Here is a 24,494-nt window from a genome sequence, read left to right on the forward strand (position 1 = left end):
TGACCAAAAGATCCGGAAACGGATACTGGAAGATCTGGTAGAGAACTTGGTAAGAAGATGTAAAAAAGATGTTGATAATGTGTAGTTTTGAGGGTATAATAAAAAAGAGAAAACGCCATTCCTCGATAGCTCAGTCGGTAGAGCACGCGGCTGTTAACCGCGCTGTCGTAGGTTCGAGTCCTACTCGGGGAGCTTAAAAGACCTATAGACATAAGTGCATAGGTCTTTTGCTTATCTAAAAAACAAAAAAACAAGTATAAGGTTGTGTTGCAAAACTGGTGAAAGAGATCACCGGCGATCAGCACGGGCCGTTTGTCTAACATCGGACAAGCGGTTTTTTTGTGCAAAAAAATAACGGTAATACAAAAGTGGTGGAAGCCTACCGGTCCTTGACGAAGGAGGTGATACCTTTCAGGTTCGGATGGATGAAGAGATGATGGAAATGGCAGACAGTATACAGAAGTATAGTATTCTGATTCCCTGTCTGGTACGGCCGGAAAGAGCGGGGGATATGAGATGGTGTCCTGTCATCGGAGAAAAAAGGCAGCTGCTTTAGCATGATTAGAAACAGTACTATGTATCCCAGGCTTACGGATATGCAGAAACAGCTGTTAAAGGGCTGGGAACGTCTGCCACCGGAATAGAGAGAAAACCAGACGGTTTTTCTTGAAAGCTTGTGAGACAAAAAAATCATACGGAAATGTGAAAAGGAGAATGCTGTGGATGATCCATCTACAGTGTTCTTTTTTTCGATGGAGTAGAAACATAGTGGCGGAAAAGATAGGAGGATCGATGTTTTAGAAAGCAGAATCAGAGGGAAGAGGAGAGGGAAAAAGAGAAATGCAGGGAGAGAACCGGCCGGTAAAAGAGGGAAACGGCGATGCAGAGGAATGGCTGGAGGTCATGGTGGATCGTCTGGTGGAATATTTTGTGGCGGAAGACAGCCAATATCTAAACCGTCTGGAAAGGGGACTCATCGGAAAGGAAAGTACTTTACTTATATTTTTGATAAGGTTATAATAATTAGAATCCCAATGTTTGGAAAATATGTGGAGGAATAGATGAAAAGAGAAATAAGTATCTTACTGCTTATCCCCCTTTTATTATCAGGTTGCTATTCTGGAAGGATCAATACAACCAGTGAGGGAAACGATTTAGTGTGTGAAAGTCTTAGTATGGCTATTGAAAGAGAAACAATAAATGAAAGTCAAATAATCCAAGAAACATCACAGTTAACGATGAATGGTGAAAAATTGAAAGGCGCAAATCAAGTTGAAGGAACTGATTTATACATTATGGAAGGGTTAGATGAAATTCCATTAAGTGAATTGGATGATACAGAAACTAAAACGGCAAATGCAAACTATAATGTGGCGGTTGCCAGCGGTAATTGGATTTTTTTCATATGTGCAGGTAATAGCATTTTTCGCATGCGGTCAGATGCTAACGTTGGTCAAATGATTCTTTATGATCAAATGTTACTGGGTACTAATTGGTATGGTCAAATAAGAGCATTGCAGGTGTATGGGGAGTATTTACTTTTTTTTCATGATAGTCTGGGATTATGCCGTATAAAAATGGATGGAACGGATTTTCGGATTATATGGGAGAATGGATATCAGAAATACTGTGTATTAGAAGATGAAATATATTTTTTGAATAATAATTGTATTTATCAAATGAATCTTGATGGATCTGATATAAAAGAAATCGTCCCTATTCCAGATAATATGTCCCTAATTCATTTTGCGGTCAAAGATGATATGATTTATTATATAGGTACAGTAGAACCCAAAATGTCGGTCTTATGTAGTTTTTCAATATCTGAAACTGTTTCGAAAATATTATATCAATATAGGTCCCCTGGCATTGGTGATTCGGGTTTTCAGATAAAAGATGATAAGATATATATTGTAAACAAGGGAATAGATATTTATAATATTAAAACTTCCAAGTTAATAGAAAATTATGTTATTGACAATGAATTAGAAATACATGGGATTACCATACAAGATGATAAAATATATTATGTTGCGATAGGATTTGAAACAAAACAAAGTGGTTTATATGAAGTTGTAAACGGTAAAAATAAACTAATGTTGACATCCGAGAAAGCTGGATTTGCACTATCTGAGTCTTGGTTTTTGTGTGTTTCCGGAGGATATCTATATACGCAGAAAGAGGCAGACGGTATGGATCGAGGCATGGAATACAAACCAATCGTAAGAATTTCAACTCATGCAAAAAAAGGTACTTATAGGGTGGAACAATTCAATTTTGATCCATATAAATTAGAAACCAGTGGTATATTTGTTTTAGAAGAAGCGGTGGATAAGATCGGACTATATCGCAGCCTTTGTTCTTTGGCAAGATTACATGAAGCCGATGAATTGATTATTTTAGGAGAAAAATATCACGGTTTTCATCAATAAAACAACGTAAAAGAATATATATCAAGCAACAAAGCATTCGAAAATAGCATGAATCACTGATACGAATTTGAGCAGCTCAAATGATGTAATCAGTGGATATCATGCTATTTTTATTTAGATTCAGATAGGGTGTTTTAGCTGCCTGAAACGCTCAGGGTTGAATGTAGTTTATAAAAAAAGATAATATTTTCTTCCTTTATAGACAATATTATCACCTTGTCTATAAAAATGAGACAGCTTATAATTAAAGTACCAAGTTTGACAAATTCATATACTAAGGGAGGAAAACAATGAAGAGAAAAAGATTAACAGCCATTTTGAGCAGTATACTTTTGGTTGTAATGCTTGTGTCTGGATGTTCGGAGACAAAAAATGCACCGACACAAGATGGCAGTACAGTAAGCCAGCCCCAAGGGAAGGTGGAGCTAAAGGCATGGATGAGAGGAAGCGGAAATGAGAGTACCGCTACGATTGTTACTGATGAGTTCAATGAAAAGCAGAGCGATATTAAAGTAAATTATGAGGTGTACGGAGATAACTATACTGATGTGGTAAAACTGGCTTTTGCATCCAATGAGATGCCGGATTATTTTTCTGTAGCTACAATTGGCGACTTAAAACAATATGTGGATGCAGGCTATCTTGCCCCTTTGGACGATTATATTTCAGATGAGTTTCGTGAAAAAATCAATCCTTCGGCTCTGGCACAGTATACATATGACGGTAAAGTATATGGGATTGCAGATAGTGCACGTTTTATTCGTCTCTATTACAATCGGGATCTGTTCGAAAAGTCGGGACTGGATCCAAATCAACCGCCGAAGACATTAGAAGAAATGCTGACATTTGCAAAGCAGATAACTGAGGCTGGAAAAGGCGAATATTTTGGTTTCGGCCTACCTATTAAATCCGGCTCAACATGGGAAAGAAACATTGATAATATTGCGATCCTTTCAGGGCTGACCGGTCCGTGGGCATTTGATTATACAACGGGACGCTTTGATTTTGCAAAACAAACTCCGATTATCGAATACTTTCATGAACTGTACGCGTCAGGCAGTATAATGCCTGGTTCAGAATCTATGGACATTGAGATGGTACGTGCTAATTTTGCTACGGATAAGATTGCAATGTACTTTGACGGTAACTGGATGATAAATGGATACAATAATGAAATTGAAGCTGCTAAAAATTTGAATTATGATACGGCACTGGTTCCTATTTTTGATGGACAAAAGCGCGCGAAGGATTATCTGACTATGGATAGCGGGCTGGCTGTGAGCATAAATTCAAAACATATTGCTGAGGCTGTCAAAGCAATTGAATACACAACATTAAATTTGTATGATGCATCCATGAATAAATATCCGGACAGGATTGCTCCAGCTTTTTCCCTTGTAGAGGAGGTAAATGTACGTATCAACAGTATGGACGAAGTAAAATCTACGAAGGGAATGTCGGGTATTAAAGACATGGAAAATCTTTCGTCCTTTCCGGTAGTCCCAAGCCAAAAAATCACTCTTGAGGGTGACAGCCGTGAGGTAGTATATCCAATTCTGGTTATTGAAGGCAAAGATATCGAAAAAGAACTGCAGAAATTGTCCGACAGCTATAATGCTGCGTTGGACAAAGCGATTGAGCAGGGAGTTCTGGATGAAAGCGATTTGAAGCCGGAAGGTTTTGATTATTATACTCGTTAGGCTTTCTGTTATGGGCGGAATGCAATAATGTGAATCGCATTCCGCCTTTTTAAAATCTGTATATAGAAATTTAAGCAGGTGAGATAATATATGAGAACTACATATAAAAATAAAAAGCACCGGTTCGGCTGCAAAATTCAAATTGCTTTGATGCTTGCACCACTGCTTGCTTTGTTCTTGCTTTTCAATGTGTACCCATTACTGTGCTCTGTTTTTTACAGCTTCACAAAGTATAATGGAGTTGCAGTTCAGTCTTTTGTGGGTTTTGATAACTATAAAAGGATGTTCCACGATACCTCATGGTGGAAGAGCGTTTGGAACACATTGCAATTTACGGTAATGGGTTATGTGGTACAAGTTCCGCTTTCTCTTTTAACAGCGGTATTGCTTAATGGTAAGATACGTGGAAGAAATTTCTTAAGAACTACATTTTTTCTGCCAAATGTAACAAGCACTGCAATTATCGGTATTATTTTTTATTTTATGTTTGCGTCTTATAACGGCATTGTAAATGGCCTGCTGCAATCAGTTGGATTGATTGAAAGACCGATTGAGTGGCTGGCTAATGTAACTTTGGCGAAATGGGTTATTATTCTATTGAATACATGGGGGCAGTTTGGCTTTTTTATGGTGCTGTTCCTGGCGGCCATTCAGCGGATTCCGTTGGAATTGTATGAAAGTGCGGTTATAGATGGTGCAAATACAAGGCAAAAATTTACTCGTATTACATTCCCTCTGTTGGGCTCAATGTTTCCTGTAATAACTATGATGGTAATATTGAATGCGTTCCAGTTATTTGATTCTGTAAAGGTGATTACGAATGGAGGGCCCGGAAATGAAACTTCCGTTATGGCTTTACACATTTACAATTACTTTTTCAGCACCTCGGGAGCACAACAGGGATATGCATCAGCATTGAGTGTAGGCGCCACGGTTATTACAGCTCTGGTTGGAGCTCTGTATCTGGGCCTGACTGGTAAAAAGTTTCATGATTCATAGGAGTAGTTATATTATGAAAATTTTAAAATACAAAATAAGTAAAATATTTATATATTTATTCTTGAGCCTGCTCCTCATTTTTACATTATTTCCGCTGGTGTATGCATTTTTTGGCTCCTTTAAGAGCAATCTTGAATTCTTAGCGGGAGGTTCTAATATATTCCCGGAAAAATGGAATATCGAGAACTATATTTTTGCATGGCGAGAGGCTAATTTTGCTCGGTATACGTTTAATAGTGTTTTTATTTCAGTGATGACAACTGTTTTAACATTGATTATAGCTGGAATGGCATCCTATGTACTTGTCCATATCGCTGGAAAGATGAAGGGCTTTTTGATGGCTCTGATGGGTATGGTAATGTTTGTTCCCAATGCAGTTCTCATTTATCCAATATTTAAAATGTGTAAAATGCTGGGCTTAATGGGAAGTTTGTGGAGCATGGTGCTTACTCAGACGGCTTCTGTTCTTCCGTTCACGGTTATATTGGTTACTTCGTATATGTCCGGTGTCAGTAAGGAAATTGAAGAAGCTGCTGAAATAGACGGATGTGGTTTCTTTGGAATCTTCTTGCGTATTGTTATGCCTTTGAGTAAGCCAATCCTGGCTACATCTGCGTTATTTGCATTTAAAAATGCCTGGAATAGCTACTTGCTTCCGCTCGCACTTTCAATTTCCAAACCGGAACTTCGCCCTTTGACGGTAGGCGTTTTAGCGCTTAAAGATGTGGGAGAAGGCATATCATCATGGAATATTATGATAGCCGGCAGCGTGATATCTATTGTACCGATGGTCATTTTGTATATATTTATGAATCGATATTTCATCGAAGGAATGACTTCTGGTTCTGTGAAAGGTTAAATAAAAGATAGGAGATTCTTCATATGGAGATATCAACGGTAAACGTTAAGGATTTAGTAGAAAAAGGAATTGCAATCCTTACCGAACCCCCAAAACGGCTGCCTACTGATACCATGACGGATGCACCGTTACTGGGTAATGGAGATTTAGGTGCCGCAATTGGCGGAGATGGTGCAGAGCAAGTCTTTTATTTGGGAAAGAATGATTTTTGGACGCAAGCACATTTGGCGCAAACGGACAAGCAGCGACAGCAGCGCCTCCTGGAAAAAGAAGGACGCCGTTCGGGCACTCGCATTGTTCCGGCCGGCTGGTTGAAGATTGAAGTGCCGGCGTTACAAGGGTGTTCCTATCATACGGAACAAAATCCTTATTATGCGGAGGTTTTATCCGTATATCAAAAGGGTGATATGGATGTACGTTACACCTCTTTTATAAGTGCAGAAAAAAATATTCTTGCAGTGGAGATGGAAAATATAGGTAAAGATCCTCTGCATATAATATTTTCTTCAATGCCCGGTATTTTCGGTACGTCAGAGATTTATGGATATTCTGATGGGATAAGAGATGATACTTTATGGTGGGAATATCCGGCAGAGCCTTATTCGCTGAAGGGAAGCCGATGGCTGTTTGCCAGTATTGCTACAGATATTATGACGCAGTATCATCCGGAATATATAAGTGACAAAGGAGGAGAATTTTGGCTGTTACCAGATAAAAAGGTTCATATGATTATGGCTGTTCTGAGTGATTTGGATGCGGCAGATGCCAGGGAACAGGCCTGCAAGCTTTGTATTTCTTCAATTGTACAGTATGCAGAAATACGGGAGGAACATCGAACATGGTGGAAAAGCTACTGGGAGAAATCTTTTGTCCAGACTGGTGATGATATATTGGATGCTTATTATTATTCGTCACTTTATTTTATTGGATCTGCGGTTCGATCAGGAAAAGTACAGCCAGGTTTATATGGACCGTGGATAACAAGTGACCGTCCGAAATGGACAGGCTCTTACACAATTAATTATAATTATGAATCACCGTATTTCTGTCTGTATACTGCTAACCGGACGGAATTGGCAGAGTCATATGTTGACCCGCTTTTGGAGATTATCCCAATCGGTCAATTATATGCAAAAAATAAATTTGACCGTCCTGGAATCTGCCTTCCTGTGGAAATAGGGCCTTGGGGGACGGTTTGCTGTTCTCTGTTTCACCATCAGAAAATAAATGCCGCCTATTGCTGCTGTAATATTTTTATGCATTACTACATGACTTTGGATGAGACGATCGCACGAAAGGCATATCCTTTTGTATGGGAGGTCGTCCAATTCTGGGAAGCAGATTTAGTGTGGGAACATGGATGCTATAATATAGTAGGTGACTGCCTGTATGAGGAGTATTCCTGTAACGAGGAAGAAAAGAACAATGTGCTTGCGTTAGGCGCTTTGCGCATGTTATTTCGCGGAATATTGGACCTGAGTGAGGCTCTAAGCCTTCATGAAGAAAAAAAAGAAAAGTGGGAGCACATACTAAACCACCTCGCTCCGTTTCCAACGTTTATTCATAAGGGGGAAGAGGTGTTTAAGTTCAGCGAAAATGGCATCCCCTGGATAGATAGAGATACAGCTGTTTGTCTCCGTCAGATCTATCCTTTTAACTGTATTGGTCTGGATTCACCGCCGGAACTGCTCCGGATAGCACTAAATACGGTCTGTCACAGAAATAATCATTTCGATGATTTTAATTCATTTTGTGAATATACCGTTATGTGTGCACGTGTAGGGAGGGATCCTCAACTGTTATATGATAAACTCATAGAACAATGTCTGCTGCGCTCCTTTCCTAATCGGTTTATCTGGCATGGCGGTGGAGGTATGGAAGATTGCAGCGGTGTCACAAGCGGAATTAACGAAATGATGCTGCAGAGTCATGAAGGAGTGGTGAGAATTTTTCCTGTTTGGCCACGGGATAAAGATGCTTCTTTCTACAGACTGCGTGCTTATGGAGCCTTTTTGGTCAGTGCGATGATCGAGCAGAATTATGTAAAAGTAATCCGTGTGGAAAGCGAAAAAGGTATGGAATTGACTATTGCGCTGCCATGGGAGCACACGTCAATGAAAATCAACGGAAATAGTGCTGCAGTAATTGATGAAAGAAGAGCCGTGATTCCGACAAAACAGGGCGATGTTATAGAGTTCGAAGAAAGAATCTGCCTTCATACTGGACAGTGATTAGGAGGAAGATAAATGTATAACAACCTTTCACAGCGTTTGGCTGATACAATTATCAAGAGATACCCGGAAGCCGATCTGTACCCTTACCGTTCATGGAGTTATCCGCAGGGATATTTACTTATTGGCATGATAAAGCTGTGGAATGCCACAGGAAACATACGTTATCGGGATTATATTTACACATTCTGTAAGGCGCATGTCTCTGCGGATGGAAGTATTCTTGGTTTCACAGGCTGCAGTATGGATGACATGATGGCTGGCGCAGTTTTGGCTTGGATGTACGAGCAGACTGGGGAGGAACGCTATGCGGCTGCCTGCCGCCGTATTTATAATGCATTTCAGGATTATCCAAGGACGCGGGAAGGTGGATTCCTTCACAATCGCACAGAATACCCTGGTGAAATGTGGGTGGATGGTGTGTTCATGGGACAGATGTTTTACTGTAGATATGGCCGTGTCTTCCATGAACCGGCTTGCTTTGACGAGACTAAACGACAGCTGGAGCTGATTTACTATTATTGCCACACACACGGCGGCATGCTGGTTCATGCGTACAGTGAAGATTCACGTGCAGTCTGGGCGGGAAAGGACGGACGCTCGGAATGCGTTTGGAGTGAGGGACTGGGTTGGTATGCACTGATTCTAACCGAGGTGCTGGGTAATGTGCCACAAGAGCGTGGAGCCTGGCAGACTGCATGCCGCCAGTTAAAAGCTTTACTGGCGGGACTTTTAGCGATGCAGGATGAGAAGACAGGACTTTGGTATCAAATAGTAGACCGCCCAGATCATCCAGATAACTGGTGTGATACTTCTGGCAGTGCAATGTTCACATATGCATTTGCTTATGCACTGCAACATGGCTTAGTGATAGATGCAGCCTATAAAAAGTGCGCTGGAAGAGGCTATGAAGCACTCTTGAAACGAGCGGTAATGAATGAAAATGGGCTTATTGATGTTTACGGTGCGTGTGAAGGTCTGTGCGTGCAAAAATGTTTTGATGATTATATCCGCTACCCTCAGAAGGTGAACGCGCAGGAGGCCGTATGCGGCTGCCTTTGGGCAGCTGTGGCTTCAGAGTTTCATGTGTAACAGAGAAGTTCTACGCGCTTTGAAGTTACCTCCCAATTACACTTTGAAATTTTTCAAACAAGATTTTTTGTATTCGGAAGGCTTTTGACCGGTACGCTTTTCGAACAGTCTGCTAAAGTATTTTGTATCTTTGTATCCAAGCGTTTCTGCAATTTCATACACATGAAAATCATTCATCAGCATTTTTTTTGATTCCTTAATTTTGAAATCTGTCACATAATCTGTAAAAAGCTGCCCGGTTTCCTTTTTAAACAGCCGGCACATGTAGGTTGGTGAGATATGAAAAAGTTGTGAGACTGAATTCAGACTTAAATCTTCTGACAAATGTGTCTTAATATATTCCTGGATGCGGGGGATTATGGCCGGAGCCTTTAAGTTGTTGATTCTTAGAAACTCTGTGTAAAGCTCTTTTAAAATGGAACTGGTAATGTTTTCAATTTGGCGTGGCTGGGTGACTGAATAGATAAACTTTATGTTTCCCAGACAGTCTGTAGAAGCATTGTTTTTTGAATAATCAAAAACGTCTCCTAAAGCATGGAATCCTAACAGGAGCAAATTGATAGATAGGATCTGTAATCCTACTAAAGGCATTTGTAAACTGACAGCATATTGCAGTATACTTCCTGAACAGTTTATGATTGCCTCAATATCCGCCTGCGCTAATGCATTTTTATATACGTCCCACAACTTAGCCGGTATTACTTCGACAAAATGAGCGTGATCCAGATTGTCCATATAGCGGTTCACAGAGTTTGCCCCCTTAAGCAGCGTGAATACCAGGGAGCGGGTTGCTTCCTGTACAGAAAGAGGAATTTGATGAATAAGATGATATGTCCCTCCAACACCGAGTGTAACCGTACAGGACAACTCTGCATTAAGCATGGCATGAAACCTTTTGAGAGAATCCGCAAGTTTCTTTTCCGGTGGTGTGGATGTAATCAGGATGAGGACAAATGATGTGGGCGTGTGCTTGTAATGCAGAATATTATCACATAATAGTTTCCTCGATACGTCCACGAGTGTTTCTCTTATTTTTTCCACTGGCGTACTGCCATTAGGTAATTCAACATATAGAGCAGTATAATATCCTTGAGGGATATGGACGGTTTCCATGCAATCTAACAATGAGAGCGCTTCTCTTTCATTATCGAAATAAGAATTGCAGAAGTCCCGCAGGGCAAGATCGTTAACGGCGCTGCAAAGGGACTCATATCGCCTTTGTTCCGCATTTTGTGCCCGCACAAGCTGTATACTGCGTATTGCTTTTTGAACTGCCAGAATCAGTTCATCTTCATCAATAGGTTTGAGAATGTAGTCTATCACGCCCAGCTCGATGCCGGATTTGGCATAGTTAAAATCGGAGTAGCCGCTGATGATGATAAAGCGGGTATCCGTATTTGCGGTCTGCGCTACCATTTCAAGGCCGCTCATACTGGTCATACAGATATCAGTAATTACTATATCCGGACGCAGAGATTGGATCATAGCTGCACCTTGCGCACCGTCAACCGATTCTCCGATGATTTCACAATCCAATGCATTCCAGTCAATCAAGAGGTGTAAACCCTGGAGGATATTTTTCTCGTCATCAACTAAAAAAACAGTATATGATGCCATGAGCTATACTCCTTTCTTTGCTTTTGGAATATTGATTATTACAGTGGTGCCGTTACCTGGACTGGAAGAAATGTAAAGTGCGTGTTCAGGGCCATATTCCAGCATAAGGCGGCAGGAGATATTTCGCAGGCCAATGTTTTTGTATATATCTTTCTCTTCTTGAAAATCTATCGGTAATTGCAGCATTTTATTTTGAGCGGCTAGTGCTTCAGGCTGTATTCCTATTCCATTGTCATGTATGCTGAAAATAATGGAGTCACCGTTGTCTTCACCGGATATATAAAGATCCCCCGGTTCATTGGTATGCTCGTATCCATGTAGGATGCTGTTTTCAATGATTGGCTGGAAAATCAGGCTGATGACAGGAGTCAATAACAAACTGTCATCAAGATCAATGTGTAATGAAAATCGGTTGTCGTATCGTATATTTTGTAGATCGACATACGCTTTTACATGCTTGATTTCATCAGCGACCAGGTTGTTTTTATGATGCCGGTCCAGAGTGATGCGAAATAACTTACCCAGGTTTTTGATCATGATTGCGACTTCGATGTCCTGATTGACAACCGCCTTCATTCGGATCGATTCCAGAGTGTTGAAAAGAAAATGAGGGTTAATTTGCTGCTGTAATGCTTCTAACTGCGCTTGTTTTTGATGAAGTTCTGCTGTATAGACATTTTGAATGAGATCATTTATTTTACAAATCATTAAGTCAAAGCTTTGAGAGAGATGTCCGATTTCATCGTTGGTGAAAATATTGGTCTGAATTTGGAAATTACCATCACGTACAGCATCCGCGGCTTGGGTGAGCTTTCGAATCGGGCGGACAAATCGGTGTGAAAGATAGACGGACAGAAGAATAAGCACAATAATTAAGCCACGGGTGGTCCACCTGGAAAATCGTTCAAAGGATTGAACGCTGTAGAAAAGCTTATCCGTGGGGACGTGGATATCTACGGATACATCCCATGTGGATGAGGAAGAATGAACAGTAAAATATTGATCTGAACGATTAAAAACATCTGCCGAGAAGTCCTCGCCGTACAGTCCGTCTGAGTTGGCAACTAGAGAACCGTTGGATGTGGTTACTACAATGGTGCCTCCGTTATCTTTAAGAACAGGCCCTACATCGATGAGATTCAAAATGTCGTTGCAGTCCAAAATAAGATAAAGCATACCTGCTATCTGATAATTCTGATCTTTAATAAGGCGTCCAAGCGCAAAAACTGGCTTGCCGTCACTATGGTATAAATAGTCTAACGAGTGTGCGGGAAATATAACGAGTTTCCCGGCAGCGCTGCGTATTTGCTCTTGGTCTGCAATCTCAAAAAAACGCGGATAATCGCTGATGCTATTGGCAATACCTGTTACATAAGCTTCATTATCTTTATCCAGCAAAATAATACTGTGAATGTTGACTTGCTGCATGGATAATGTAAATAATTGTTTATTGATAACGGAAGTGTTATTATATTTATCCATGGGTGTTTCAAATTCTGTGCACGTCAATGCATTGATTAATTCTGTGTTTAATAAAGTTGTTCGGGTCAAGCGGTTGAGTTCATCAAAATAGTTTTCAAGGTTTATAACAATTTGACGGGAAAAAAGCTCTACATATTCGGAAGTGTTATCACGGATATTTTTCGCGGCGGTTAAGTTTAGCAGCCGCATAGATAAAGTAAAGGGGAGAACAATCAATAAAGCAAAACTCAAAATCAGTTTAGCGAAAAGACTAAATTGACGATGACGATGTGGCATAAGCTACCTCACAATCATAAAAACGTGGTAAAAATCGGTCCGTTTATTATTATAGGCCGGTTGTATTTGGATGTAAAGCGGATTGGAATAATTGAATAAAAGCATTTATGTAAAGACTGGAAAATATGGTTGGACCCTAGCTGAGCCGGTTTGAATATTGCTTGTTATTCAATATAGGTATGATATAATTGGCCTATATAAGGTGAGAAAGTATGTCTCTGATCCTTTGGGACGGGCATTGGCAGTTTAGTAATTCGGAATTAAAAATAACTCTATTATGAAACCGGGTATACATATGAATCTTAAGCAAAAATATACAATAGCAGACAGCATAAAAGTGCCGCTTGAGTGCGCTCCCCAATGGATAACGGTGAAATAAAAGAGAGCGGAACGCACCAAGAACTGATGAGTTCCGGTGGATTATATGCGCGCATGTATCATGCACAGCAGGAATGGTATGATTTTAAACCGACTATGATGGAGTAAGCATAATTATGAACAGCAAAGATGCTTTTGCCGAAAATTCCTTTATTTATAATCGAAAATTTAATATTCTGGATTCCGTTCGTATTCCATTTCAGTATGCGCCGGCCTGTGTGTGCCAGATCGTAATCCTGGATGTGATGCTGGCTTTCGTGCCGGTATGCAATACATATGCGGTGTCCGGATTCATTAACAACGCTCTGTCGTTTCTTAACGGCAGTACAGGTATGGGAGCGGCAACCGGGTATATAGCGGCGATCGTCGCCCTGCTGATGTTCAGGCATATGGCCGGAATCGGTAAATCGTTAAGCCATACCAGACTGATCCACAGGCTGAAAGAGACCTTTCAGATGGATGTCAGGATGCATCGTGCACGTCTGCTATACAGGTATTTTGAAGATGCCGAAACCTGTGATCTAATTGAGCGCGTGGGTAATGATGCGGATGAACGCATTGATAAAAGCTTCCGGAATGTGATGAATATTGCTAGTCTGTGCGTATCCGTCGCAGGTGTCATGGTGACGCTGACGGTACAGATCTGGTGGGCTGGCATAGCCATATTGGCGCTGGCGGTTCCGCTGATGCTCCTGGCGGTCAGAAGCGGAAAGGCGGATTATAAGATGACTCAGGAGATGACAGGCAGGCAGCGCCGGTATAATTACCTGAAGGAAATGCTGCTGGGACGCAGCTATGTCTGCGAACGCGATTTGTTCCAGTATACGGAACCGATCGCTGCGGAATACCGGAAAGAGTATGAGGAAGTCCGGCAGAAAGACTGCCGGGCAAAGCGCGGATGGTTTATAAAGCTTAAGATCGGCGGTCTGGCGACAAGCCTTTTGTCCTATTCGATGATGCTTATCCTGCTGTTCCCCGTTATCCGTGGAACGCTAAGCATAGGCATGTATCTGGCCCTGGTCGGAACCGTGCTGGAACTTGTGAGCTTTCTTTCCTGGCAGATTACAGCCTATATGGATGCCATGGCAAAAGACATGGTATTTTACTCGGAACTGTCACAGATGATGGAATTGGAGACAGCAGAAGGGGATACGCTGAATGACAGAAAAGAAAAAGCGGTTTTTGGCCGGATTGAATTTTGTAATGTCCATTTTACATATCCGGGGCAGGATCATGAAATATTGAGAGGCTTGAGCCTGACCATTGAGAACGGAAAGTCTTATTCGTTTGTGGGGATAAACGGCGCTGGGAAAACAACAGTGATTAAGCTCCTGACTGGCCTGTATAAGGACTATACCGGTGAAATACTGGTGGACGGCAGGGAATTGCGCACTTTAAGCCAGGAATATTTAAGAGGACTGTTCGGCTGTATATATCAGGATTACTGCAGATATGAAATTATATTCTCCGAAAACATTACATTGGATACAGATGCGGATCTTTCGGATGATAAGTTTTTATCCTGCCTTAAGAATGCTGGTCTGGAAGAGCTGTCGGGCAGACTCGCGGATGGCGTTCGGACAAATCTGGGAAAGCTTGAGGAGAATGGCGTCGGCTTATCCGGAGGGGAATGGCAGAAGGTTGCACTGGCAAGAGCTCTGTACCAGAATGCGGCTGTACTGATACTGGATGAGCCGACTGCCTCCATGGATCCCAGAGCTGAATTTGAGGTGTACCAGACATTTAAAAGAACGTTTAAGGCACATACGGTTATCATGATCAGCCACAGGCTGGGGTCGACTTTGATGGCGGATCATATTTTTGTGCTGTCTGACGGTAAAATTGCAGAACAGGGGAGCCATCAAAAGCTTATGAAGCTGCAGGGGATCTATGCAGATATGTATAATAGGCAGAGAAGGTGGTATCAGGATGAAATTTCATAAAAGAAACTTGATAAAGACAGCTGCCATGATCACGCCGCTGGTCTGGAAGGTATGCCCGGTTTATTTTGCTGCGTTTATTGCGGTCAGTATAGTGCATGGTCTGTCCCACGGAGTTAATACGTTTGTTACGGCGGGGCTGTATAATGCGCTGCTGGAATCCCTGCAGAGCGGGGAGTACCGTTCCCTGGTAATCTGCATATTTCTGCTGGGCGGCATAACTGTACTCGTGCAGATTTTGAACGGCCTTAATAATTACATGACTTATGTATGGCAGAGCAGGGCCAAAGGAGCGCTGACTGCGGACCTGATGGAAAAAACAGGCCATATCGATCCCGCTTTATATGAGGATTCCAGACTGCTGGACTCTGTGGAAAAGGCGGAAAGCGGTATAGAAAGCGTTCTTGGCTTTGTATTTACGGAAAGCAGCGTACTTACTATGTATCTGCCATATTTTCTTTTTATGAGCATTTATCTGTACTGCCTTCGCCCAATCCTTGTTCTGGTTATTCTGCTGATTTTTCTGCCGGTTCTTGCAGGTCAGATCATTAAAAGCAAAGTATATGGAAGCAAAGAAGATGCCATTGCAAGTGACAGAAGAAAAATGAAGTATTATGACAGCTGCATCTGCGGAAAGGATTATATCAAGGAGAGCAGACAGCTGGGAGCGGTTCCTTTTTTTTGCGGTGAAATATGAAGAAGCGCTGCACCGCTTCCTTTATGAAGACTGGAAGGCCGCTGTGAAAGCCGGTAAGACAGACTTTTTGACAAAGGGTACGGCTTTTATAGGTTATGCATCTGTCCTGGTTTTACTGATTGACTCTGTTTTAAAGGGGTATATTACGGTCGGTGAATTTGCGGCGGTATTTTCCTCCATTTCATTTATGTTTTCAATTATGGAGGAGGTAATCGGAGGTCATCTTGGCTCCCTTGCAAAGAATTACTCTGCTGTACAGAACTATTTGAGCTGCTTTGAGCTGGATGAAAAGAAAACAGCGGTCCGGACAGAAGATAGAGCGGACTGTATACGGCTGGAGCACGTGGACTTTATGTATCCTGCCCAAAAAGATAAAGCATTAAGCAATATAAATCTGACCGTCCCATATGGAAGCCGGATAGCAATCGTGGGAAGCAACGGTGCGGGTAAATCAACACTGGCGAAAATTATTCTTGGTATTTATCATCCTGTAAACGGCAAAGTTATTTTCGGCAGAACAGCGGCAGGAGAAGAACCACGCCTTTCGGCGGTGTTTCAGGATTATAACCGTTATAAAATGTCATTAAAGCGGAATATTATAATCAGCGACTGGAAGAAACAAAGTGATGTAAAGGACGCAATAGAATTTGCCGATATTGATAGCGAAAGCCGTTCTTTCCCCAACGGCCTTGATACAATGCTGTCAAAGGAATTCGGAGGAGAAGATTTATCGGGTGGGCAGTGGCAGAGAGTTGCAATAGCACGCGGAGTATTCCGCAACCATCATTTGTTGGTGCTGGATGAGCCCACATCCGCGATAGACCCGCTGGAGGAAAATTTCTTCTATGAAAAACTGCTGGGAATATCAAAGAAAGTAACTGTCATTACCGTGACACACCGGTTGGCAGCGGCAAGGCTGGCCGATCAGATCTGGGTTATGGATAGGGGAAAGGTATTGGAAATCGGAAATCACAAAGAGTTAATGATAAAAAAGGGAATCTATTATCAGATGTGGAATTCGCAGGTAGATGTGAGCCAAAAACAGGAGGCCGCCATACAATGAAAGTCACTAAACAGGATATACGTCCCGGGCTAAGGGCCAGAGGAAGAGCCCTTAAGATCCTCCTGCCATACTTTACGGAACGGAAATTCCGAATGTCAAACCGTTTCCTTGACTGTTTTCTTAAGGGCAGATGGCTGGGAAGAACCTCCCGTATGAGAGAGTATTACATACCGCGGCCGGATGGGACCGCTTTGAGGGTCTGCGTCTGCCGCGCCAGAAAGGGCGGTGGGACAGCCGCAACGGGGCTTCTATGGATGCATGGAGGCGGATTTGCCATCGGGCTTCCGGAACAGGATTCTGCATTTATCGACCGTTTTACAGAAGACGGTTCCTGTGTCGTTGTCTCGCCGGATTATCGCCGATCGACAGAACGGCCATATCCTGCGGCTCTTAAGGACTGTTACCGGGCGCTGCTGTGGATGAAGGCGAATGCTAAGAAGCTGGGAATACGAACCGATCAGCTGTTCGTGGGCGGAGACAGCGCTGGCGGAGGCCTTACAGCCGCGCTCTGCCTGTACGCAAGAGACCGCGGGGAGGTGGCGGTCGCCTTTCAGATGCCGCTGTATCCTATGCTGGATGACCGGATGATATCGGACAGCGCGGTGGAGAATGATGCGCCGGTGTGGAATTCCCAATCCAATGAAAACGCATGGAGGCTCTACCTGGGCGCGCGATTTGGCAGACCGGATACATCAGCCTATGCGGCTCCTGCAAGAGCAGCCGATCTGCCCGGCCTGCCGCCGGCATGCACCTACGTGGGGACGGTTGAGCCCTTTCATGATGAAACTGTGGCTTATGTGGCGGAGCTTCGCAGACAGGGCATTCCTGTCTTCTTTAAGGAGTTTGCAGGATGCTATCACGGATTTGATATCGTCTGTCCGGGCAGCGGGGCGGCAAAGGAGGCAAAACGGTTTTTAATGAGATCCTTCCGTTATGCGCAGAAACATTATTATTGCCCGCAGCCGGAATCAAATCTGCAAACACAACCGCAGTCAAAACGGCGTGCCGAATAATCGCTGTTGCTCCACTGTGGTAAAGATGTCAGGATACGCCACCAAAAGTTAGTTTTCGCCATGTTCCTGTTCACAAAAATAGTTTATTCTATAAAGTAGATAAATAAAAAATAATGGAGACAGGAGGAGATGTATCATTATGGGATTTAACGGTTTAGGGATGAATCTGGGCAATTTATCGCGTTTATCCGATGCGAAGACGCGTTCTGTCAGCCCCGAGAATTTTAACGGAGAAAAAGGCGGCGGGGGCCGGGCGGTGAAGGGCACGGGTGAGAGCGCCGCAAGGGATTTAGGTATCGGCTGGAAGATATCGCCGTCCATCGTAATAGGCGCCCATGAGACGGCAGAGATCGCCGATATTGAAGGTCCGGGAGCGATCCAGCACATATGGATGACGCCCACAGGCGTATGGCGGCAGACGATCATACGCATTTATTGGGAGGACAGCGAATACCCTTCTGTGGAATGCCCGATCGGGGATTTCTTTGCCTGCGCGTATCAGGAGGGCGAATTCATGCCGGTAAATTCCGCGGCGGTCTGTGTCAATCCGGGATCGGCATTTAACTGCTACTGGGAGATGCCGTTTCGGAAGAAATGCCGTATCACCATAGAGAATCTGGCGGATAAGGAGACGGTTTTATTCTATCAGATCGATTATACACTGACGGAAGTGCCGGAGGACTGCGCGTATTTCCATGCTCAGTTCCGCAGAACCAATCCATTGCCGTATAAGCAGGTTTATACGATCGCGGACGGCATAACCGGCAAGGGACAGTACGTGGGTACCTATATGGCCTGGGGGGTCAACAACTGCGGCTGGTGGGGTGAAGGCGAGATCAAGTTCTATATGGACGGCGACGCAGAGTATCCTACCATCTGCGGAACCGGCACGGAGGACTATTTCTGCGGCTCCTATAATTTTGATGTTAAAGGTCAGTACCGGGAGTTTAGCACGCCGTATGCCGGCATGCCCAAGGTGGTGCGCGGGGACGGAGCATACGGTTCACAGCAGAGGTTTTCCCTGTACCGCTGGCACATCTGCGATCCGATCCGCTTTGAAGAAAACCTGAGGGTGACGATACAGGCCCTTGGATGGAGGAGCGGCGGCAGGTATCTGCCTCTGCAGGATGACATATCCTCCGTAGCTTACTGGTATCAGACGCTGCCTTCAGCCAGGTTTCCGAAACTGCCTGACGCGGACGGGCTTGAGATCATATAATTCAATATCTGATGAGGTGACAGGCGCTGTGCATATGCAGCGCCTGTTTTGGTGTGGTGCGCCCGGCGGCAGCCTGTTAAGCTAAAATAGAGAAAATAGAGAAAAAACTAAGAAAAATTGAAGAGGGAGAGGCGCTGTGGTAAAATATAACAATACCGATGCGGGTGAAAAATATGTTGGGGGTATTATACGATGGCTATTGACAGAGAATCATTGGTAAAAAGACACAATCCGGTGCTGGAGGCGGCGGATTTTTCTTCCCCGCTCACCGTTGGAAACGGTGAGCTGTGTTTTACCGCAGATATCACGGGCATGCAGACTCTGTATGGCACGTACAGGCGCACTAAGATGCCCCTGTGTACCATGGCGCAGTGGGGCTGGCATACGGAGCCGGTATCAGGAGAACAGTATGCCTATGAACAGAAAGATGTAATAGAGACAGAATATGATTTTAACGGTCGCAGAGTCACCTATCCGGTGGAGTGTGTTCCGGGCAATGAGCGGGTGTACCATTGGTTGCGTCAGAATCCTCACAGGATGAACCTTATGCGGATCGGTCTTGTGTGGCGTTCCTGCGGGGCCGGCGCGGCACAGTGTTTTGAAGAGATCGGTGAGGCGGAGATTGATGCTGTACGGCAGGAGCTGCATTTGGAGAGCGGCATGCTGGAAAGCCGCTTTGAGGCAGGGGGCATGCCTTTTTTCATTACATCCTGCTGTGCTTCCGGTCAGGATACGCTGGCGTTCTCACTTCAGTCGCAGGCATTGGCGATGTCGAAGGCTGCTGTACTTATTGAATTTCCTTATGGGAGCCCGGATATGTCCGGAGCCGACTGGGCACAGGCAGAAAAGCACCGTACTGAGTACGTCTGTGGGGAAAAAGAGGAAATATGGCGCTGCGTATTCGAAAGAACCCTGGACAGAGACCGTTACCGCGTGACGCTTATGTCGGAACAGACAGCGGAACTGGTGAAGGCCGGTGAGCATGCCTTTCTGCTCCTGGCCGGCAGTGAAAGCTTTGCGTTTGCAGTGACGCTGGAGCGATGCGGATTAACGGAAAAAACGCTTAAACCTATGCTTCCCGCCGATGCGGTACAAAGTTCTAAGGAGGGCTGGAAGGATTACTGGACCAGGACCGGCATCATACAGCTTCATGAAAGCCGCGACGAGAGGGCAAATGAACTGGAACGCAGGATCGTACTGTCCCAGTATCTGCTGGCGGCAAACTGCAGCGGGTCCGTACCGCCTCAGGAGACCGGCCTCACCTGTAACAGCTGGTATGGGAAAAGCCACCTGGAAATGTTCTTCTGGCATGAAGCATATCTGCCGCTCTGGGGCAGGACCGACATGCTGGAGAAAAGCCTGGGGTGGTATATGGAGCATCTTCCACAGGCCAGGGAGAACGCGTCTAAAAATGGGTATAAGGGAGCCAGATGGCCGAAAATGGTGGCGGAGTCCGCGCAGGACAGTCCGTCTCCGATCGCGCCCCTCTTAATTTGGCAGCAGCCCCACATCATCTATATGCTTCATATGGCTTATCTGGAGAACCGGAACCTGGAGTTCGCAGAAAAGTATTATATTCTGGTAAAAGAAACGGCGGATTTTATGGCGGACTATGCGGTAAAGAACAAAGACGGGGTTTATGAGCTGCTGCCGCCGCTGATACCTGTGCAGGAATGCCATCCGCCAAAGGATACAGCCAATCCGGCGTTTGAGCTGGAATACTGGGTTTATACCTTAAGAATTGCTGTACAGTGGGCGCGGATGCTGGGCAGAGAGGTGCCGGACGGATGGCGTGATACTGCGGATCATATGGCTCCCTCCCCGGTAAAGGACGGGTTTTATCTGGCGCATAGCCGCTGCCCTGATACCTATGAGTCCTTCAATAGGGATCACCCCTCCATGCTGATGGCGTATGGGATGATCGACAGCGGCAGGATGGATCCGGAGGCGGTGAGAAACTCCCTGTACAAAGTTATGGAAGTGTGGCAGGAACAAACTCTCTGGGGCTGGGACTTTGCGGTGATGGCCATGACGGCGGTGCGCCTGGGGGAACCGGAACTGGCTGTAGAACTGCTGCTAAAGGATACATGTAAAAATGCCTATATTAAAAATGGGCACAACCGTCAGGAGACCAGGGACGATCTGCCGCTTTATCTGCCGGGCAACGGTTCCCTTTTGCTGGCGGCGGCTATGATGGCCGCCGGGTACAGCGGGTGCGGCCATCCATGCCCGGGATTTCCCGATGATGGAAACTGGAAAGTGGAGTATGAGGGGATTCATCCGCTGCCCTGCTGAATCCGCCTGGGCCAAATTAGCGCTGGTAATCCCGGGTGAGTCATTGTATAATACAGATATTATACAACGCTGATTTTCGTCTGCGAAGCAGACAATTGACGGTTTTCCAATAAAGGATAATGGTGTGAAGATGTCGATGAGAGTGGAGAAAAAACAGAATATGATATGGAAAACGCTTTTCCTAGGTATTCTGGTTTTCGTTTTAATGTGTACCGGCAGCGAAAGCGTTTATGCCGCATCGGACGGCGGTGAGGGAAGCTCTGCAGACAGCGGGGATGAAACGGTGACTCTAAGAGTTGCATTTCCGATGCTGGAGGGCCTAAGTGAGTTCGACGGAAACGGAAATCCCACTGGCCTTGTGGTAGACTATCTGAATGAAATCTCAAAATATACAAACTGGAATTACGAATATATACCGGTGGATCCCGAGCTGATGATTGATAAGTTTATAGCGGGTGAATTTGACCTGATGGGAGGGACTTTCTACGACGAGAGTTTTGAAGGCTTATTCGCCTACCCGGAATACAGTATGGGCAGTAATCGGGCGGTCCTACTGGCCAGGCGAGAGGATGACACGGTTAAGGGCAGCGACTTGCGCACCTTGAATGGGAAGACGATCGGGGTATTTGAGAAAGCGGCAGAGAAAATCCGCAGGCTTCAGGAATACTTGAGATTTAATGATCTGGACTGCGAACTGAAGTATTACACTAAGGAAGATATGATTGAGGGAAACCTGTATCATCGCCTGGAAAATAAGGAAGTGGATCTGCTCCTTGGCAATGATAAGGAAGATGCGGAGCAATTCCGCGCGGTCACTTCTTTTGAGGCTCAGCCGTATTACATCGTTACAAATCCCGGACGTCAGGATATTCTGGACGGCCTGAATATGGCCCTTGGGAAGATTCTTGAATCAGATCCGGATTTTGCGGAAGAACATTACAATGCGAATATGTCGGGCCAGGCACAGCGTGACATTGTTTTCAATTCAGAGGAATTGGAATATATTGAACATGCGGAAACGATAAAGGTGGCTGTCGTAAAGGGCTGGCATCCTTTGTACTGTGCGCCTGATGTGCGGGAGCATCATAACGGTATTATCGCGGATTTTCTGCAGGAAGTTACAAGAGTCAGCGGGCTGAAGTTCACCTATATTTATGCGGGCAGCTATTCAGAAGCGATACAACTGCTTCAGGAAGGGAAGGCAGATATGCTGGGAGGCTTTCTGGACTCGGACACGGCGGCTTTAGAATATGGCCTGGCCCTGACAAAACCTTACATCAGCCTGAACTGCATTGTGGTTAAAAATAAATATGTCAGCTATCCCGACAGCGGGCTCACAGGCGCTGTTGTCAATGGACGCACAATGCCTGATTCAGTAAATGCCGGCGAGGTTCGATATTATGACAGCATAACGGACGGACTGGAGGCGGTGAACAGCGGTGAGGCTGATTTCTTTTACGGGCTTTCGGCCGCGATAGAAGAGGATCTGCAGCGGGAACATTATCCAAATGTGACGTCCATTGCAACCGTTAATAAGAGTACGGATATTTCCGTCGCGCTTTTGCGCCCGGTGGAAACCGAGCTATTGACAATTTTTAATAAAGTTATAGGGAATATGTCCAAACAGACAAGGAATGCGATTCTGGACAGAAATCTGGTGTCGATGGGCTCGTCCTCCGTAAGCCTGTCGGAGCTGATGTATGCCAATCCCCTGGCCTTTATAGCAGCTGTCAGCGTATTTGTGCTCTTTATAGCGGGTGTTTTGCTGATCATAGGCAGAGCGAAAGTAAAGAACGCCCTGATGGAGACCGAACTTAGGCGCGCGGAGGCTGAAAACCATGCAAAGGGTGAGTTCCTTTCCAGAATGAGCCATGAGATCCGGACCCCGATGAATGCTATTATGGGCCTGTCCGATCTCGCCTGTATGGCGGAAAACGTTCCCCCCGAGTTGGAGAGGGAACTGGTGAAGATTCGGGAATCCTCCAGATATTTGCTGACCCTGATCAACGATATATTGGATATGTCCAGGATAGAAAACGGTATGATGGAACTGACGCCGGAGAGATTTTTTATGGACCGGGAGATGGAAGAAGTCTGCAGCATGATGGAAGTGCAGGCGGTTAAGACCCGTATACAGTTTCACTCTGATATCCAAGTGCAGCACAACTGTCTGTGCGGCGATGCAATCCGCCTGCGTCAGGTGCTGATCAATCTGCTGTCCAACGCATTTAAGTTTACGAAGGAAGAGGGAGAAGTGTTTCTTCAGGTGAAAGAGATGTCTTATGACGGTAAAGAGGCAGAAGTATATTTTGCCGTCAGAGATACGGGAATAGGAATTGATAAGGACAGCCAGACGATGATCTTCGGCGCGTTCGAGCAGGTAGGATCCAATATATCAAAAAGTGAAGGAACCGGTCTTGGGCTGCCGATTAGCAGAACGCTGGTTCAGCTCATGGGCGGCGAATTATGTGTGAAAAGTGAATCCGGACAGGGAGCGGAATTTTATTTTACCGCAGCCTTTCCTGTCTGTGAGGAAGATAAAGAGGAGCCGGAGGCGGAACAGGAGATTCTGCTTACAGGCATCAGGATCCTGCTTGCTGAGGACAATGACCTGAATGCTGAAATCGCGATGGAACTGCTGGCCATAAAGGGGGTTGCGGTGGAACGGGCCGCCAACGGCAGGCAGGCGGTGGAGATGTATCAGGCAAATCCTCCCGGATACTACAGTGTGGTCCTGATGGACCTGCAGATGCCGGAAATGAACGGTCTCATGGCCGCGGCGAAGATCCGTTCCTGCGGACGGGAAGATTCTGAAAGCCTTCCCATCATCGCGATGACGGCAAATACCTTTCAGGAAGATGTGGATGGGGCAAAGGAGGCCGGGATGAATGAGTTTATACCTAAACCGGTGGATCCTGGTTTTATGTACCGGATTATCGGAGAGCAGCTGAACTAAACTTCGCTCCGTGAAGCTCGCAGATTGTCACCAGCCGCCAGGCTGATGACCTGCGCGCACGTCAGTGCGCCGCCTTGCGCGGGTTTTACGGGAGCCCTATGAGGACCATGCTCCGGACAGTTATACGCTTCTTGACCGTTTGTTTCGGTCAGGAAGATGAGCCGTCTGAACTGTTACAAAGCTTGAAAAAAGGGCTGAAGTGAAAAGTTTATTTCCACTTTGAAAACGGTTGAAAAATAAGTGGC

At 44.9% G+C, this 24,494-nt stretch carries 16 protein-coding genes and 1 tRNA gene; 15 read left to right on the forward strand and 2 right to left on the reverse strand.

Features of this window, described 5'->3' with window-relative positions; all coding sequences use genetic code 11:
- Window positions 1-119: 119 nt before the first annotated feature.
- The 8 genes from DWZ56_RS22220 to DWZ56_RS22255 all read left to right on the forward strand — a co-directional run bounded on the left by DWZ56_RS22220 (window position 120) and on the right by DWZ56_RS22255 (window position 9,313).
- A tRNA-Asn gene (locus DWZ56_RS22220) sits at window positions 120-192 on the forward strand.
- 648 nt (window positions 193-840) lie between these two features.
- Complete coding sequence (locus DWZ56_RS22225; RefSeq protein WP_118558818.1) at window positions 841-1,020, forward strand: hypothetical protein; 180 nt, start codon at window positions 841-843, stop codon at window positions 1,018-1,020.
- Window positions 1,021-1,061: 41 nt separating this feature from the next.
- The gene (locus DWZ56_RS22230; protein WP_118558819.1) at window positions 1,062-2,432 is read left to right on the forward strand and encodes a DUF5050 domain-containing protein; all 1,371 of its coding nucleotides are present in this window, start codon (window positions 1,062-1,064) and stop codon (window positions 2,430-2,432) included.
- 290 nt (window positions 2,433-2,722) lie between these two features.
- Window positions 2,723-4,132, forward strand: a complete 1,410-nt coding sequence (locus DWZ56_RS22235; RefSeq protein ID WP_118558820.1) for an ABC transporter substrate-binding protein — start codon at window positions 2,723-2,725, stop codon at window positions 4,130-4,132.
- Between the two features lie 90 nt (window positions 4,133-4,222).
- Window positions 4,223-5,131, forward strand: a complete 909-nt coding sequence (locus tag DWZ56_RS22240) for a carbohydrate ABC transporter permease (protein ID WP_118558821.1) — start codon at window positions 4,223-4,225, stop codon at window positions 5,129-5,131.
- A gap of 13 nt (window positions 5,132-5,144) precedes the next feature.
- Window positions 5,145-5,990, forward strand: coding sequence for a carbohydrate ABC transporter permease (locus tag DWZ56_RS22245; RefSeq protein WP_118558822.1), 846 nt, complete (start codon window positions 5,145-5,147; stop codon window positions 5,988-5,990).
- 23 nt (window positions 5,991-6,013) lie between these two features.
- Window positions 6,014-8,221 (forward strand): glycosyl hydrolase family 95 catalytic domain-containing protein, encoded by a 2,208-nt coding sequence (locus DWZ56_RS22250; RefSeq protein WP_118558823.1) that lies wholly within the window; start codon window positions 6,014-6,016, stop codon window positions 8,219-8,221.
- 15 nt (window positions 8,222-8,236) lie between these two features.
- The gene (locus tag DWZ56_RS22255; RefSeq protein WP_118558824.1) at window positions 8,237-9,313 is read left to right on the forward strand and encodes a glycoside hydrolase family 88/105 protein; all 1,077 of its coding nucleotides are present in this window, start codon (window positions 8,237-8,239) and stop codon (window positions 9,311-9,313) included.
- Window positions 9,314-9,349: 36 nt separating this feature from the next.
- On the opposite strand, the gene DWZ56_RS22260 is transcribed toward DWZ56_RS22255, so the two are convergent.
- Both DWZ56_RS22260 and DWZ56_RS22265 read right to left on the reverse strand, forming a co-directional pair.
- Window positions 9,350-10,930, reverse strand: a complete 1,581-nt coding sequence (locus DWZ56_RS22260) for a response regulator (RefSeq protein ID WP_118558825.1) — start codon at window positions 10,928-10,930, stop codon at window positions 9,350-9,352.
- A 3-nt stretch (window positions 10,931-10,933) separates the two neighbouring features.
- Complete coding sequence (locus DWZ56_RS22265; protein WP_118558826.1) at window positions 10,934-12,688, reverse strand: sensor histidine kinase; 1,755 nt, start codon at window positions 12,686-12,688, stop codon at window positions 10,934-10,936.
- A gap of 494 nt (window positions 12,689-13,182) precedes the next feature.
- Between DWZ56_RS22265 and DWZ56_RS22275 the strand changes: the two genes are divergently transcribed.
- The 7 genes from DWZ56_RS22275 (at window position 13,183) to DWZ56_RS22305 (ending at window position 24,249) form a co-directional block, all read left to right on the forward strand.
- Window positions 13,183-15,009, forward strand: coding sequence for an ABC transporter ATP-binding protein (locus DWZ56_RS22275; RefSeq protein WP_118558828.1), 1,827 nt, complete (start codon window positions 13,183-13,185; stop codon window positions 15,007-15,009).
- Window positions 14,996-15,703: a hypothetical protein gene (locus DWZ56_RS22280; RefSeq protein ID WP_158584698.1), complete on the forward strand. Its 708-nt coding sequence runs from the start codon at window positions 14,996-14,998 to the stop codon at window positions 15,701-15,703. The genes DWZ56_RS22275 and DWZ56_RS22280 overlap by 14 nt, the downstream gene beginning before the upstream one ends.
- Complete coding sequence (locus DWZ56_RS22285; RefSeq protein ID WP_118558830.1) at window positions 15,621-16,766, forward strand: ATP-binding cassette domain-containing protein; 1,146 nt, start codon at window positions 15,621-15,623, stop codon at window positions 16,764-16,766. Before DWZ56_RS22280 ends, DWZ56_RS22285 begins: the two co-directional genes overlap by 83 nt.
- Entirely contained in the window at window positions 16,763-17,779 is a 1,017-nt protein-coding gene (locus DWZ56_RS22290) for an alpha/beta hydrolase (protein WP_118558831.1), read from the forward strand. The genes DWZ56_RS22285 and DWZ56_RS22290 overlap by 4 nt, the downstream gene beginning before the upstream one ends.
- A 139-nt stretch (window positions 17,780-17,918) precedes the next feature.
- The gene (locus DWZ56_RS22295; protein ID WP_118558832.1) at window positions 17,919-18,998 is read left to right on the forward strand and encodes a glycoside hydrolase family 172 protein; all 1,080 of its coding nucleotides are present in this window, start codon (window positions 17,919-17,921) and stop codon (window positions 18,996-18,998) included.
- 192 nt (window positions 18,999-19,190) lie between these two features.
- Window positions 19,191-21,293 carry a glycoside hydrolase family 65 gene (locus DWZ56_RS22300; protein WP_118558833.1) on the forward strand — a complete coding sequence of 701 codons (2,103 nt, stop codon included), beginning with the start codon at window positions 19,191-19,193 and terminating at the stop codon, window positions 21,291-21,293.
- Between the two features lie 130 nt (window positions 21,294-21,423).
- On the forward strand, window positions 21,424-24,249 hold the full coding sequence (locus tag DWZ56_RS22305; protein WP_118558834.1) for an ATP-binding protein: 2,826 nt from the start codon (window positions 21,424-21,426) through the stop codon (window positions 24,247-24,249).
- Window positions 24,250-24,494: the final 245 nt, after the last annotated feature.

This window comes from Lachnotalea sp. AF33-28 (assembly GCF_003477885.1).
Classification (GTDB): Bacteria; Bacillota; Clostridia; order Lachnospirales; family Lachnospiraceae; genus AF33-28.

Coding starts and splice junctions, on each gene's coding strand:
- DWZ56_RS22225 (WP_118558818.1), top strand. CDS start 841: ATGCAGGGAGAGAACCGGCCGGTAAAAGAGGGAAACGGCGATGCAGAG.
- DWZ56_RS22230 (WP_118558819.1), top strand. CDS start 1,062: ATGAAAAGAGAAATAAGTATCTTACTGCTTATCCCCCTTTTATTATCA.
- DWZ56_RS22235 (WP_118558820.1), top strand. CDS start 2,723: ATGAAGAGAAAAAGATTAACAGCCATTTTGAGCAGTATACTTTTGGTT.
- DWZ56_RS22240 (WP_118558821.1), top strand. CDS start 4,223: ATGAGAACTACATATAAAAATAAAAAGCACCGGTTCGGCTGCAAAATT.
- DWZ56_RS22245 (WP_118558822.1), top strand. CDS start 5,145: ATGAAAATTTTAAAATACAAAATAAGTAAAATATTTATATATTTATTC.
- DWZ56_RS22250 (WP_118558823.1), top strand. CDS start 6,014: ATGGAGATATCAACGGTAAACGTTAAGGATTTAGTAGAAAAAGGAATT.
- DWZ56_RS22255 (WP_118558824.1), top strand. CDS start 8,237: ATGTATAACAACCTTTCACAGCGTTTGGCTGATACAATTATCAAGAGA.
- DWZ56_RS22260 (WP_118558825.1), bottom strand. CDS start 10,930: ATGGCATCATATACTGTTTTTTTAGTTGATGACGAGAAAAATATCCTC.
- DWZ56_RS22265 (WP_118558826.1), bottom strand. CDS start 12,688: ATGCCACATCGTCATCGTCAATTTAGTCTTTTCGCTAAACTGATTTTG.
- DWZ56_RS22275 (WP_118558828.1), top strand. CDS start 13,183: ATGAACAGCAAAGATGCTTTTGCCGAAAATTCCTTTATTTATAATCGA.
- DWZ56_RS22280 (WP_158584698.1), top strand. CDS start 14,996: ATGAAATTTCATAAAAGAAACTTGATAAAGACAGCTGCCATGATCACG.
- DWZ56_RS22285 (WP_118558830.1), top strand. CDS start 15,621: ATGACAGCTGCATCTGCGGAAAGGATTATATCAAGGAGAGCAGACAGC.
- DWZ56_RS22290 (WP_118558831.1), top strand. CDS start 16,763: ATGAAAGTCACTAAACAGGATATACGTCCCGGGCTAAGGGCCAGAGGA.
- DWZ56_RS22295 (WP_118558832.1), top strand. CDS start 17,919: ATGGGATTTAACGGTTTAGGGATGAATCTGGGCAATTTATCGCGTTTA.
- DWZ56_RS22300 (WP_118558833.1), top strand. CDS start 19,191: ATGGCTATTGACAGAGAATCATTGGTAAAAAGACACAATCCGGTGCTG.
- DWZ56_RS22305 (WP_118558834.1), top strand. CDS start 21,424: ATGTCGATGAGAGTGGAGAAAAAACAGAATATGATATGGAAAACGCTT.